Origin of the sequence: Limnoglobus roseus (genome assembly GCF_008254045.1) — a bacterium.
GTDB lineage: Bacteria > Planctomycetota > Planctomycetia > Gemmatales > Gemmataceae > Limnoglobus > Limnoglobus roseus.
Genome location: NZ_CP042425.1, coordinates 5,824,444 through 5,837,341, shown reverse-complemented (window position 1 = coordinate 5,837,341; position 12,898 = coordinate 5,824,444). Strand labels below are relative to the sequence as shown.

Genomic DNA, 12,898 nt, shown 5'->3' with positions numbered 1-12,898 from the left:
GCCAAAGTCACTTTCTCGCCAACGCCCAGATGACCATTGGGAACTCTGGCTCGTTCTTCAGGGAGTGCAGCCACTCCTGGTAGATCACCCACCGCGGGCGGAGATTGGCCTTCACGCAGTCGCGGTTGCCCCAGGACGCGGTGACGATGTTTTCGAGCGGGAAGCCGCACTCGGCGAGGAAGTGCTTCATGCCGAGTTCCGTCCACCGCGAGCAATCGACGGGGTGGTTGTGAATCTTCACCAGGAACGGCGTGGTGACGAGGAAGTACCCGCCGGGGTTGAGCATCTGGTAGACGTTCCGACCCGCCCGGTACGGCCAGAGCAAGTGTTCAAAAACTTGCTCGGCGATGACGAGGTCGAACGTGTCCGGGTATACGGCCGTGCAGACGTCATACTCCGGGTAATCGAGGGCCTTGTGCTCCCGAAAGTAGCCGGGTTGCTCCCAACTGTGTCCCGAGATCTCCAGGGCTTTCAGTGAGCCGGGGTTCAAGCCGTCGACGAGCTTTCGCGTCTCGCGATTCATGACGACGCGCAGCCATTGGCTGTGCTCGTCGCCGGACCAAACGAACGGACCGATGAGCCGATTGAGCCACTGCCACCGTGGACTAACGAGGGTGCGCTGGAGGTAATTCATGGAGAAATGATACGTTTTTACCGCTGGAAGCGTGTCACCTTCGTCGCGCCGTTTTCGAGGGCAAAGCGGTAGCCGTCGGAAAATGCCTCAGCGAACTCTTCCTGGTGGCTGACGAGCAAAATGCAGTGCAGGTGGCCCCGGAGGTTCTGGAGTTCCTGGATCATGACCTGCCGCCCCTGACGATCGAGGCAGCCGAAGCCCTCGTCGATAATAACGCTCTCGATCGGCCGGTGCTGCCGGCTGGCGTACTGGCCGATGCCGAGGGCGAGGCTGACGGCCACGCGGAACTTCTGACTGCCCGACAAAAACATCACGTTGATCGGCGCGCCGCCGGTCGTGCGGTTGTAGCACTCCAGGTCGAGCGCGCGGTCGGTACCCGCCCCCTCTTCCCCACCGACGAGTTTGAGGAAAAGTTGGCCGCCCGACAGCCGATCGAGGACAGCGTTGCCGTAGTCCACGATTTGCCGTTCCGCCTGCCGGACGAGGTGCCGCTGCAAGCGGTCGCGGCCGAGAAGTTCTGCGAGAATCTTGTACCGGTTGTGCTCGCCATCCGCGAGCTTGTACTGGTCACCGAGCCGCGACCGCTGCTCGCGGTGGCCGTCGAAAACGGTCTTCTGCCGCGCCGCCTTTTGCAGATCGCGGTCCTTCTCCTCCAGCAATTGTCGGCTGGTCAAGATTTGCTTCTGCACGTCCTCCGGGCGCTGGCGGGCGTCCTCCGGGAAGGTCTCGGCATAGGCCTGGTGGTCGCGAATCTCGGTGCGGATCGTCTCCAAACTGCCGCGGGCCATTTCGAGCTTGCGGTACGTCACCTCGGTGTCGTCCGCGATGAGCGTGTCGAGTTCGGCCTTCCAGGCGTACCAGCCGTTCATGCCGGCCTTCTCAACCTGCGTCTGCCACTCGGACGACAGCTTCTTCATCTCGCGGTCGATGGTCTCGCGGCAGTGCTGCCGCGTCACGTCTTCGGTCTGAAGTTTGCCGACGATCTCGGTCAAGGTCGTGACGGCCGTGTGCGACTCGCGGCCGTGCTTGTCGATCTCGGTTTCAACGCTGCCGAGGTTAGCCTTCGTGGACCGGATCGCGTTCTGAAGGCTCGTTTCGCTCGCTTGCAGATTCCCGAACTCCTGTCGGAGTTCGACGAGCTCACCCTTCGGCAAACCGCCCTTCAGTTTCGTCAGCGTCTGTTTCGCGGATTCCAACTCGGTGCGGAGTTGCTTCCAGCGGTCGAGAATGTCTGTGGCCGTGCGAAGCTGGCGTTTCGCCGCGTCCAGACCGGCGGCCTCGTGCGTCAGCTTCGAGAGTTCGTCGCGAGCGGGAAAGGTGGTCGCCGTCCAGTCGGCCGGTTCGCTCGGGGCGATTCGGGTCGCGTACTCGGGCGGCAACTCGGCGTAAGTCAACTTCAGAGTCCGCAGGTGCCGTGTGATGTCGGCCGTGGCCTGCTTCCGCTCGGTGTCTGCATCCTTGTACCCTTCCCGGAGGCGGTCGAGTTCCGCCTTTGCTTCCGCCTCCGTCTCCGATAATTGCCGCTCGCGGGCAGTTGCGCTCCGCTGGGCCGCGAGGGCGTCGTGGGCCTTCTTCTCGGCCGCCTTGAGTTCGTCGTGGCGACGTTTCTTCTCTTGCTCGAAGTGTGCTCGCGTCAGCGGTTGGCCGCACGCCCGGCACATTTTCTCGCCGGCCAACGTGTCGAACTCTGCGAGCAGTTCCCGCGCCTGATTCGCCAGCACGGTCGTCCCGGCGACCTGTTCGTCGGCGACCGCCCGCGCCGCCTTCGCCGCCGAGAGATCGGCGACGATTTGCTTCATCGTGTCGCGCTTGGTTTCGCCGGTCGCCTTGATCTCCTCGGCCCGGCGTTGCGACTGCTGCTGGCGTTGCAGTGCGCCTTTTAACTCCGTGCGCTCGTCCTGGACCCGCTGCAAAACCGGCAGCACCCGGCCGAGTTCGGAGAGTCGGTCGAACTCGGCCTGCGTAGTCCGCACGTCGAGTTGCGGGTCGGCCGAGAACTTCGCTCGGTCGGAGTCCAGTTGCCGTACCCGCGATTCTTGGTCTTCGACAAGTTCGACCGACTTCAGCACACCCGCGAGTTCACGCAAGCGGCTTGTCGCGGTGCCGAGTTTCTGTTCGTTCTGCTCCTGCTGCCGCCGGAGCGTCTCCCGCTTCTGCTTGGCCGTCGTCAGGGCGTGGTCGGCGTGTACGCGGCGCTCCGTTGCCGCATCGCGTTCCTTCTGGAATCGCTCCGTCCGCCGTTCGGATTCGAGTTGCTTCGACCGCGTGTTCACGACCGCCTGCACGGCCGGCAGCGCCTCTTTCAACTCGGTCAGCCGAACGTGGGCCTTCTCGATCTTCACTGCCGCGCCCATCAGGTACTCGGCCTGCTTCAACTTCTCGCGGGCGGCCGTTAGCCGCCCTTGGGCGTCGGTCCAGTTGCGGGCCTGGGTTTCCAGTTCGCGGAGCGTGTCGAGTTGCTTTTGCAACTGCTGCCGGTCGTCTTCGATCTGTTCGATCGCGAGAACGGCCGCGGTGTACTCGAACTCCGTCACCTCGGGGATCGCACTCTGCTGGTGCGACAGGGCTTCGAGTTGCCCCTTCAGCGCGAGTTTCTTCTGGTTCGCGCGGTCGTAGAGCCGCTGATACCGCTCCAGGTCCACGATGCCGGCTAGCACTTCCGCTCGGCCGCTCGGCTTGCTGTCGAGAAGTTTCTCAGCCTTGCCCTGGAGCAACAGCACCGACGACGTGAACGTCTCGTAGTTCAGGCCGATCTGTTCGTGAATCCAGGCGTCGAAGTCGACCTTCTTGTTCGTGTCCTCGACCGCCTCCCACTCGTCCCCTTCCCCGAGGCGGCGGAAAACTTGTTGCGTGCCGGTCGCCGAGCCACGGGCGGACCGCTTGAGGGTGCGGCGGATACGGTGGGTGACGCCGTCGAGCGAAAAGTCGAACTCGACGGCTAGGGCGGTCGAGTCTTTGTTGATGAGTTCGATCGCATTCTGGCTGCCGCCGCGGTGGTGGCCGAAGAGGGCGTAGGTGACGGCGTCGAAGATGGACGACTTGCCGGACCCGTTCGTGCCGGCGAGCATCCAGATGGACGCGCCGTCGAACGGGATTTCCTGCTCGTCCTTGTATGACAAGAAGCCGGAGAGTTTGACGCGCTGCGGGATCACGGGTTATTCCATCTCCTTGAGCAGTTCGTCGAGCCGGCTCACGAGTTCCAGCCGGTCGGCGTCGTCGTGGTTCATCAGTTCGTGTTCGACGTAGCCGCGGACCGTGTCGGAAAAGCTCAGGCCGCGGTCGGTCTCGCCCACCGACAGCGACGGCCCGAGTTGGGTCGTCTCGGTCCAGTCGCGGGCGTACCACCGCGGGAAGATCTGTTCGAGTTCGCGCAGGACTTCTTCCAGGTTGTGCTGGCCGGCCGTGTAGGTGATGTGCAGGTTCACGAGATCGTTTGCCGTGTCGGACCCCTCGGCCCGCAGGCGGGGGATGTCCTCGTCGGGATTGGTAATCGCGACTTCGTAAACCGGCGTCGACGGCAACGGCAGCGTGACGATCTCGCCGACGCGGCCGGTCGCGGCGAGTTCAAAGAGCACCACGCCCTTCGTGTCGTGCTGCTCGCCGAGGTCCATCTTCTCGATGCTGCCGCTGTACCGGACGTGTTCGTGCCCGCCGAGGAATTGCGGCTTGTGGATGTGGCCGAGGGCGACGTACTCGTACTGCTCGGCCATCTGCGCGTCGTTCACCTGCACATCGTCGTCGAGTTGCAGGCGGAACAGGGTCGACCCGATATTCGCGCCGCGGACCGTGGCGTGGGCACTCAGGACCGTCGGCGTCGTGCGGTAGCGTTCGTGGTGCCGGAAGTCGGCGAGCGTGCGTTCAAACGCGGCGATGAGCAACTTGTTCTTCTCGTCGTGCGACGTGTACTTCTGATTGCTCTCGCCCTTGAGATACCGCGTCGGCGTCGGGTACGGCATCAGCACGAACTGCACGTCAAACGTGTTGGTGCGGTCGCGCAGGTTCAAGAACGTCGGCTCGGCAGCGAGGTAAAGCCGGCCGGGCGGAACGTGGTCGCCGGGCTTGCCGACACTCGGCGCGGCGAGCGACATGGCGTGGCGGAGCGTCTGGCAGAAGTTCTCGTTGTCGTGATTGCCGGTCAGTGTGAGGATCGTGCCGCCGTTGCCGAGGAAGTCGGCGAACACGTCCTGCCAGTGGCGGATCGTCTCCCGGAGGGCGTCAGGCCGCGAGAGTTCGCTGAACAGGTCGCCGGCCACGAGAAGGACATCCGCCTTCGCCTCGCGGCAGTGAACGGCGATGCGTTCGACCGCCCGGCGCAGGTCGTCGGTGCGGTCGATCCGGCCGAGTCGGTCGCCGAGGTGCCAGTCTGCCGTATGAAGTATTCTCATTCACTCCATATTTTGCCGACGACGGCAGACGGCGCGAAGGTCAGATGGCAGAACGCGGCCGACGGCCTTACTTTTCCGTCCACACCGCCGGCGGGGCGATGGCGTCCGTGGGCCGCTTGCCCGCGTCGGCCCGGCCACTACCGGCCAGCCGGCTGATGACCCGCACGCTCATGTCGTGGTCGCACGCGATCTGGCAACTGAGGCGAATGCCGCTCAAGCCCTTCGCGGCCAGCAAGTTCTTTTCCGCCTCGGTGATCTTCGTCGGCTCGCCCGACACGAACTCTACGCGGCAGGTCGTGCAGCGGGCATTGCCGCCGCAGGCGTGAAGTTGGTCCACCTTCGCGTCGTCGGTCAGGGCCAAGATCAATCGCTTGTCGGCGGCGATGTCAAATTCTCCGACGCTTTCAACAGTCAACTTCGGCATGGAACGCCCTCTCTGGAGGCCAATCGGGGAGAAAAAGTCGAGCGAGACGCAATTCGTAGGCTTTCCCAGCGAACCTCGTATCACAGGAGTTATACACGGTCCGGGGAGAGTACCTGATGTCGGGGCAAGAACCGGTCATTGTCACGGAACAACTTCAGAAGAGTTACGGGGAAGTCGAAGCCCTCAAGCGGGTGTCGTTGACGGTGAACCGCGGCGAGATTTTCGGCTTGCTCGGCCAGAACGGTGCAGGCAAATCGACCCTGATCAAAATTCTGCTCGGCATCGTCCGCAAGACTGAGGGTTCCGCAACACTTCTGGGCGAACCGGCCGGTCGTTCGGACGTCCGGCGACGGGTTGGATACCTGCCAGAAGACCACCAGTTCCCGCAGTACCACACGGGTGCGAGCCTCCTACACTTCTACGGCCAACTCTACGGCATGAGCCGGGACGACCGCCGCCGCAAGATTCCCGAGGTGCTGGAAACGGTCGGCATTCGCAAGCGGATGGACTCTAAACTCCGCACCTACTCGAAGGGGATGAAGCAACGCCTCGGGATCGCCCAAGCGATCTTTCACGACCCTGACGTGATCTTCCTCGACGAACCGACCGACGGCGTCGACCCGGTCGGCCGGAAGGAACTGCGCGAGTTGTTCGAGAAACTCCGCGACCAGGGGCGGACGCTGTTCGTCAACTCGCACCTCCTGCAAGAAGTCGAACTCGTTTGCACGCGAGTCGCCATCCTTCAGCGCGGCGAAATCGTCCGCCTCGGCACCGTCGCGGACCTGACGCGCCAGGAAGGGCGGTTCGTCATCGGCCTCGCGCCGGGGCAGGAACTACCGGCCGATGAAGTCATCCGCCTGGGGTATCGGCTCGAAAAGGCGGGTGCGTTCTGGGAGGTCGTTGTGAATGACCCCACAGACATCGACCGCGTTCTGGAGTTAGTCTCGGCCCGCGGCCTGAAGTTGCGGCACCTCGTCGAGAAGAAACAATCGCTCGAAGACGTGTTCGTTCGGGAGACGGACCAGAACGCCCCGGGCACGGACGAACGAAGCCGCAAACAACGCGGAGGTCGGTGATGCAATTCCTGGCGTTTCTGAAGGATTCCCTGCGTGAAGCCCGCAACGGCTGGGTGCTGCAGGCGATGCTGGTCCTTTCGGCGATTTTGGTTCTGTTCGTGGGAAGCATTTCCTTCACTCCCACCACGGTGGCAGAGGTGTTCGACACACCCTTAAGCCTCATGAACTGGGGGTTCCGAAACGATCCCAACTTCACAGGGACGAAATTGTCGATTGAGCATCTCGAATCGACTAACGCTCAAGAGCCTTGGAAGGCCGACTACCAGTTCGATTTCGTTATCTCCGCAGCTAAGCCGGAACAAATCGCTCGATTGGAGGAGAAGCCCGCTTTCCCGGCCAACCGCGGCCGGGTCGAAAAGTTTGTTCGGCAGGCGGCCCCGTTCTTGGAGAACGTCAAGGCGAAGCTGATTGAGAACACGCCCGCCAACGAACGTCGTTTTCACGTCACAAGCCAGGGGACAAAGGCCGCAGACGTGACCGCGTGGCCGCACGTCGCAAAGGTTTTCTTCGCGCTCGAAATTCCGTTGACTCTCTCCCTCCGGGCCGGTGTCTACACGATCGAGAATTACATCGTCGGCGGTGCCGGGGCGTGGATCATCCTGTTCATCAGCGTCATCATGACGTCCGGCTTTATCCCCAATTTACTCCAAAAAGGGTCGGTCGATCTTGCGATCTCGAAGCCGATCTCTCGTTGGCGACTACTTGTCTACAAGTACCTCGGCGGGCTGAGTTTCACCGCCATCTTGACGACTTTCACCGTCGGTGGGTCTTGGCTCGTCATTGGACTTCGAACGGGGATGTGGAATAACAACTTTCTCCTCGCGATCCCCCTCATTCTGGCCTACTTCTCGATCCTGTATGCGGTTTCCACGTTCGTCGCCGTCTTCACCCGGAGCGCCATCGTTGCGATCCTGGCAACTTTCCTCGCGTGGGGTTTGTTCTTCGCCATCGGGCGGGTGAACCGCGACATCGAGAAACGCGAGCAGACCGTGGCCGAGCAAGCCGCGAACCCCACCGGCCCGGGCAATCTGAAACAACCCCAGAACCTGGACGACCTCGACGAAGTCATGGCACGGATTGACCCGGACGCACCGCTCTACCGCTTCTTCCCCAAGTCGCTTTTCGGGGTGGCGAAGGCGGTTCACACGATCTCGCCGCGGAGTTACCAAATCGACCTCTGGCTCGACCGACTCATCGCGCAGGGGATTTTGACCGACGAAGAACTCAAGGAATCGAAATCCAACACGTCGGTGTTGGCGGGATGGCTTGAAATCTCTGGCGTCACGCTCGGATTCTTGATCGTCATCCTGGGTCTCGCGTGCTGGCGGTTTGAAACGCGGAGTTATTAGTTGCCCGCGGTGGCAGTGTACATACACTCAATCCTGCGGCACGCCGAGGTGGTCTCGGTCGCCGTCACGTCTTTCGGAAGGAGTTCCGTCATGAAGTCGGTTCGTACCCTGGCGTTCGCTGCGTTGGTGGCGTTGGTTCTGCCACTCGCGGCCGAGGATAAGAAGGAAGCGAAGTTCGACGCCGAGAAAATGTCCGGTGACTGGACGGTTACCGCCGGGAAAAAGGCTGGTCAGGCCATCGGCGACGACGCGAAGAAGGGCGCTTACACGATCACGAAGGACAAGATCACGCTGAAGGAAGGCGACAAGACGCTGTTCGTCTTCTCGTACACCCTCGACACGAAGGCCTCGCCCGTCGCCATCGATATGGAAATTGCCGAGTCGGCCATCGATGGGATCAAGGGCACGAAGGCGAAAGGGATCGTCGAGCTGACCGGCGACGAACTGAAGTTGACGTACGACGCGATGGGCGGTGATCGGCCCAAGAAGTTCGATGACGACAAGGCGTTCGTGTTCACCCTGAAGAAGAAAAAGTAACCGCTCCCACTGTACTGCCAAACGCAACGCCGGGTGTTCCACCCGGCGTTTTTTCATCCCCTTCGAGACACAGATAGTCATCAATCAGACGACTCGCCCCGCCCGTGTTCGCGGCATTGGAGTTGCCAATGAACGTCAGCATCTCTTCCTGAAGCCGGGCACTCGGCTTCATCACTGTCCGGGAGCATCCAATGACGACGCGAAAAATGGGCGGGATCGGTCTGACGGTCTGCGTATTGGCCTTCGTAGTAATGGCCGGGTTTGCTCGGTTCGGCCAGTCCGAGGACAATAAACCACCCGCCACCGCCGCCCACCCCCACGACGATGCAATGATGACCTGCGCGAAGGCTTGCTCGGATTGCCAGCGAGCCTGCGACAGTTGCGCGGCGCACTGCGGGCACAAGCTGCACGAGGGGATGAAAGAACACCATGCGTCTCTGGTGTCCTGCCAAGACTGCGCGACGGTGTGTGCGGCCGCGTCACAAATTGTGGCCCGCAGCGGCCCGTACTCGATGGCGATTTGTACGGCGTGTGCGGACGTCTGCGGGAAGTGCGCCGTCGAGTGTGAGAAGTTCCCGAACGACGCCCACATGAAGGCGTGTGCGGAAGAATGCCGGAAGTGCGAAAAAGCGTGTCAGGCCATGGCGAAGCACCACTAATCGGTAAGGCGACTGCTCACCTTTGAGCACGGCCGTTCGTGGTCACGCCGTACCGCCGGATCGACGATCCGACGGCACGGCGTTTCTCGGTTACAGACTCGGCACTGCGTCGTGCGAAACATTGTCGGTCGGCTTGAGCCGGTCCCGGTCTTGGCGGGCGGTGACACGGTTAATCAGGTCGAGGTAGGCCAAGGCACTAGCCTCAACGATGTCCGTGGACACCGCCCGCGTCGTCACTTTTTTGCCGGCGTATTCCGCTTCGATGAAGGCTTCGCCCTGAGCGTCGCCCCCGAAGGTCACGGCCCGGACGCGGTAATCCACGACCTTCAGCGTGATCCCGGTGATGCGATCGATGGTGTTGAATACGGCGTCGATCGGCCCGTCGCCGAGGGCGGCATCGCGGTGGATCTTGCCGTCGTTCCGTTCGAGTGAGACGGCCGCCGACGGCAGCGTGCCCGTCCCGGCATTGCAAGTGAACGCCTGGAGTTTCCAGACCTTCTGCACCGACTCGTGAATCTGCGTATCGGCCAGCGCCTCAATGTCGGCGTCGTAAATGTCCTTCTTGCGGTCGGCCAGAACCTTGAACGACTCGAAGACCTTGTTCAACTGCTCGTCCGACAGGTGATAGCCGAGGTCCGAGATCTTCTGCCGCAGGGCGTGCCGGCCGCTGTGCTTGCCCAGCACCAGTTCCGTTCGCGACAGCCCGATGTCTTCGGGCCGCATGATCTCGTAGGTGTTGGGGTTCTTCAGCATCCCGTCCTGGTGAATGCCGGCCTCGTGGGCGAAGGCGTTCTGCCCGACGATGGCCTTGTTCCGCTGAACCTGCATCCCGGTCGCGTGCGAAAGTTTCCGGCTGAGCGGGAGCAACAGTCGCGAGTTAATTCCGGTCGTCAGGCCGTAGTAGTCCTGCCGCGTGCGCAGGGCCATCACGACTTCTTCGAGGGCCGTGTTCCCGGCCCGCTCGCCGATGCCGTTGATCGTACACTCGACTTGCCGGGCACCTTCCTTCAGGGCCGCCAGGCTGTTCGCCACGGCCAGGCCGAGGTCGTTATGGCAGTGGACGCTGAGGACGCACTTGTCGATGCCGCGGACGGTTTTCTTCAGGTGCCGGATGATGTCCGCATAGTGGGTCGGCACAGCGTAGCCGACGGTGTCGGGAATGTTGAGCGTGGTCGCCCCGGCTTCCACGGCCCGTTCGACGACTTCCGCCAAGAAGTCGAGTTCCGTCCGCGAGGCGTCTTCCGGCGAGAACTCGACGTCCGCGATCTGGTCGCGGGCGCGCTTGACGCCGTCGATGGCCCGCTTCAAGATTTCCTCGCGGCTCATCCGCAACTTGAATTCGCGGTGAATCGCGCTCGTGGCCAGGAAAACGTGGATGCGCGGCCGGCGGGCGTGCTTGACGGCATCGGCGGCGCGGTCGATGTCGGCCGTGTTGCACCGCGCCAGCCCGCAGATGATCGGGCCATCGACCTGCCGGGCGATTTCCTGCACGCTCTCGAAGTCGCCGGGCGAAGCGATGGGAAAGCCGGCTTCGATGACGTCCACGCCGAGGTCTTTGAGGCCGTGTGCGATCTCGAGCTTTTCGTTCAGGTTCATGCTGCACCCGGGGCTTTGCTCCCCGTCTCGCAGCGTGGTGTCGAACACGATCACGCGGTTCGGATCGTTCGGCGTCGTCATCGTCGGCTCCTGAAGAAAATGGCTCGGTAACGCAAACGGCCCCGGACAATCGTCCGGGGCCGTATGAGTCTCGTGCGTCACGTTATGACAGTCGACACGAGGGAACGGCCCCGGCATCCCGGAGTTCAAGCAGCTCAAGGAGAAGCAACTTGACGAACATTACGGCCCTCGTGTTAAGAAAGTCTACCGTGACGCCCCAGAAAGTGCAACAGAAAGTCGCAAATTCTCCGCGGCCGGGTCACCGGTCCAGGTAGAATCGCCCGTTCGCAGGTGAAGCGGCCGTGCCCCATTTTTCGACGACCGGGATCATCGCGTCGATCACTTTTTGCACGCTCGTGCTTCTGAAATCGAGGCGGACTTCCAACGCGACTTTGCCCTCTAACTTGGTCACCCGTCCCGTCAGCGGCGGCAACGGGCCGAACGCGGCCGCCAGTTCTTGGTCAGTGTAGAGTGGTTGCTGGTTCAGGACGTTCGGAGGCAGGTTGTCGATCAGAAGCTCCGGCCCGCTGCTTCGCGGCACGAAGCGGTTCAGGAGTTTCCCGTTGCCCCACTGATCCGACAGCGCCATTCCTAGCGGCAGAATCGCGGCGTAGGCGGCGGTCGAAGCATCGGGAACGAGTACCTTCCGACCGGCGAATTCCGTTGCGAGATTCTTCCCCGTGCCGGCCGAACAGACCGCCACGCGGTTGCGATCCCGCCCGAGGATGATCGTGGTTTGGGAACGGGCGAAGTGAAGCGGTCCGCCAACGTCCGCGACCGACGAGACTTTCACCCCCGAAACCGTTTCGGTAGAAGGGCGGGAAGGAACTGCGTCTCGCAAAGCTGCGATCAGGGCGGGGATGGCCGCCGCCGCATCCTCGGCATTCGCCTCGGACTCGAAGTGCAACGCGATAAGCGGAATCACCTCGACTTTCGGCGGCAGTTCTTGCTTCGGTGGCAGCAGGAGCGAGATGGCCCGAACGGAGGAGAGCAATTGATCCCGAATCGGGCGTTTCGTCTTCTGCTCGAATTCGGCGAGCCAGTCGGACGGGAGTTTCCCCACCTCGCCGTCGGCCTGCGCGACGGCGTCGGCCAATCGGAGACACGCACTCGCCCGCTGCACCTTCGGTAGCGCGAGCGTACAGACGGCGGCGAGATCGCTGGGACAAACATCCAGAACGGTCGGTGCGAGGCCGCCGTCCAACATGTCGAGCAAAGGGCTGGGCCGGGTGGCATCGCGGGTGATGGTGATTGTGAGTGCCAACCCCTCCGCGCCGACGGTGAACTGACCCGCGAGCGTCGGGGCTGCCGTGCCGCTGAGAACGAGCTTGAGGTACGCGAGCAGGGTCGGGTCCAGCACGTCCTTGTTGGACTTCTTCGCTTTGTCCGCGACCGTTACAAGCTCCCTCAAGCGGACGCAAAAGGTGACTCCCGGCTTCCGAAGGTCGGTCAGACTCTTGTAGCCCTCGCTCGTGGCGAACGATTCCAACGGCTTCTCACGGTGACGGGCGAGAACGTCGGCGACAGCTTCCTTGTTAGACCCGATTACGAACAACCCCGGCAGGTAGGCGTAGGTCAATTCCTGCGGTCCCTCCGTGGCCTTTGCCGGTTCCGGCACGATCGGCTTGCCGGAATTCGGGTCGTAAGTGACGCTGGGGGAGGCCCGGGACTGAAAGATCGGCACACCGTCGAGCGTGTCCACCCGGCGGAACGTGGCCTCATTCGCGAGGAAGGTTTTCGCGATCAGCCCGGCGGCGGTGCTGTCCCCGAACAGGACGACACCGACGAACTTCGGCTCGTAGCTTTTCGTGAAGCCGGTCCACCCGACGGCCGCCCCGCGGAACTTTCGGAACTCGGCGAAGAACTCCGGCGAAGTGACCGTTGCGAGGAACGAGAGGGCGGGTTGGCCGTTGAAGAGCCGCGGGTCTTTGTTGGCGTCGCGACGGTCGTGGATCAGTTTCAACCCGTCTTCGAGGGCCGAGCCTTTGACCATCGCGGCGACGGCGTCGGCGAGAGCCGCGGGGTCGTCGATCTCGGCATACGCGAGGGTCGCAGGCGGGAAGAGTTCTGCCGGTTTTCGGGGTTGCGCGTCCGCGATGGTGCCGCTCGTCACCAGGAGAAACGCCGACAGGACGGATCGCAGCACGGCACACCCCGCGGAAGGAATCGAATAGCGAT

10 protein-coding genes are annotated in these 12,898 nt (G+C 62.6%); 4 read left to right on the top strand and 6 right to left on the bottom strand.

All coding sequences use genetic code 11. The annotated features are described in order from the left end of the window. Positions 1-7 precede the first annotated feature (7 nt). The 4 genes from PX52LOC_RS24620 to PX52LOC_RS24605 form a co-directional block, all read right to left on the bottom strand. On the bottom strand, positions 8-634 hold the full coding sequence (locus PX52LOC_RS24620) for a methyltransferase domain-containing protein (RefSeq protein WP_149112572.1): 627 nt from the start codon (positions 632-634) through the stop codon (positions 8-10). Positions 635-651: 17 nt separating this feature from the next. Continuing rightward, complete coding sequence (locus PX52LOC_RS24615) at positions 652-3,786, bottom strand: AAA family ATPase (RefSeq protein ID WP_149112571.1); 3,135 nt, start codon at positions 3,784-3,786, stop codon at positions 652-654. A 3-nt stretch (positions 3,787-3,789) separates the two neighbouring features. Further along, positions 3,790-5,019, bottom strand: a complete 1,230-nt coding sequence (locus PX52LOC_RS24610) for a metallophosphoesterase family protein (protein WP_149112570.1) — start codon at positions 5,017-5,019, stop codon at positions 3,790-3,792. 67 nt (positions 5,020-5,086) lie between these two features. Next, positions 5,087-5,443 carry a 2Fe-2S iron-sulfur cluster-binding protein gene (locus tag PX52LOC_RS24605; protein WP_149112569.1) on the bottom strand — a complete coding sequence of 119 codons (357 nt, stop codon included), beginning with the start codon at positions 5,441-5,443 and terminating at the stop codon, positions 5,087-5,089. Positions 5,444-5,559: 116 nt separating this feature from the next. On the opposite strand from PX52LOC_RS24605, the gene PX52LOC_RS24600 reads away from it, so the two are divergent. The 4 genes from PX52LOC_RS24600 to PX52LOC_RS24585 all read left to right on the top strand — a co-directional run bounded on the left by PX52LOC_RS24600 (position 5,560) and on the right by PX52LOC_RS24585 (position 9,064). Then, entirely contained in the window at positions 5,560-6,519 is a 960-nt protein-coding gene (locus PX52LOC_RS24600; RefSeq protein WP_149112568.1) for an ABC transporter ATP-binding protein, read from the top strand. Further along, positions 6,519-7,868 (top strand): ABC transporter permease, encoded by a 1,350-nt coding sequence (locus PX52LOC_RS24595; RefSeq protein WP_149112567.1) that lies wholly within the window; start codon positions 6,519-6,521, stop codon positions 7,866-7,868. The genes PX52LOC_RS24600 and PX52LOC_RS24595 overlap by 1 nt, the downstream gene beginning before the upstream one ends. Before the next feature lie 90 nt (positions 7,869-7,958). Then, positions 7,959-8,405 (top strand): TIGR03067 domain-containing protein, encoded by a 447-nt coding sequence (locus PX52LOC_RS24590; RefSeq protein WP_149112566.1) that lies wholly within the window; start codon positions 7,959-7,961, stop codon positions 8,403-8,405. Between the two features lie 191 nt (positions 8,406-8,596). Further along, positions 8,597-9,064 carry a four-helix bundle copper-binding protein gene (locus PX52LOC_RS24585; RefSeq protein WP_149112565.1) on the top strand — a complete coding sequence of 156 codons (468 nt, stop codon included), beginning with the start codon at positions 8,597-8,599 and terminating at the stop codon, positions 9,062-9,064. 90 nt (positions 9,065-9,154) lie between these two features. On the opposite strand, the gene PX52LOC_RS24580 is transcribed toward PX52LOC_RS24585, so the two are convergent. Together PX52LOC_RS24580 and PX52LOC_RS24575 are read right to left on the bottom strand one after the other, a co-directional pair. Further along, positions 9,155-10,741: a 2-isopropylmalate synthase gene (locus tag PX52LOC_RS24580; RefSeq protein ID WP_149112564.1), complete on the bottom strand. Its 1,587-nt coding sequence runs from the start codon at positions 10,739-10,741 to the stop codon at positions 9,155-9,157. A gap of 238 nt (positions 10,742-10,979) precedes the next feature. After that, positions 10,980-12,866: a hypothetical protein gene (locus tag PX52LOC_RS24575; RefSeq protein WP_149112563.1), complete on the bottom strand. Its 1,887-nt coding sequence runs from the start codon at positions 12,864-12,866 to the stop codon at positions 10,980-10,982. Positions 12,867-12,898 lie beyond the last annotated feature (32 nt).

What these genes read in the sequence shown, in the direction of transcription:
- PX52LOC_RS24585 (WP_149112565.1), top strand. Translation starts at nt 8,597, where the DNA reads ATGACGACGCGAAAAATGGGCGGGATCGGTCTGACGGTCTGCGTATTG.
- PX52LOC_RS24580 (WP_149112564.1), bottom strand. Translation starts at nt 10,741, where the DNA reads ATGACGACGCCGAACGATCCGAACCGCGTGATCGTGTTCGACACCACG.
- PX52LOC_RS24595 (WP_149112567.1), top strand. Translation starts at nt 6,519, where the DNA reads ATGCAATTCCTGGCGTTTCTGAAGGATTCCCTGCGTGAAGCCCGCAAC.
- PX52LOC_RS24605 (WP_149112569.1), bottom strand. Translation starts at nt 5,443, where the DNA reads ATGCCGAAGTTGACTGTTGAAAGCGTCGGAGAATTTGACATCGCCGCC.
- PX52LOC_RS24600 (WP_149112568.1), top strand. Translation starts at nt 5,560, where the DNA reads ATGTCGGGGCAAGAACCGGTCATTGTCACGGAACAACTTCAGAAGAGT.
- PX52LOC_RS24610 (WP_149112570.1), bottom strand. Translation starts at nt 5,019, where the DNA reads ATGAGAATACTTCATACGGCAGACTGGCACCTCGGCGACCGACTCGGC.
- PX52LOC_RS24620 (WP_149112572.1), bottom strand. Translation starts at nt 634, where the DNA reads ATGAATTACCTCCAGCGCACCCTCGTTAGTCCACGGTGGCAGTGGCTC.
- PX52LOC_RS24590 (WP_149112566.1), top strand. Translation starts at nt 7,959, where the DNA reads ATGAAGTCGGTTCGTACCCTGGCGTTCGCTGCGTTGGTGGCGTTGGTT.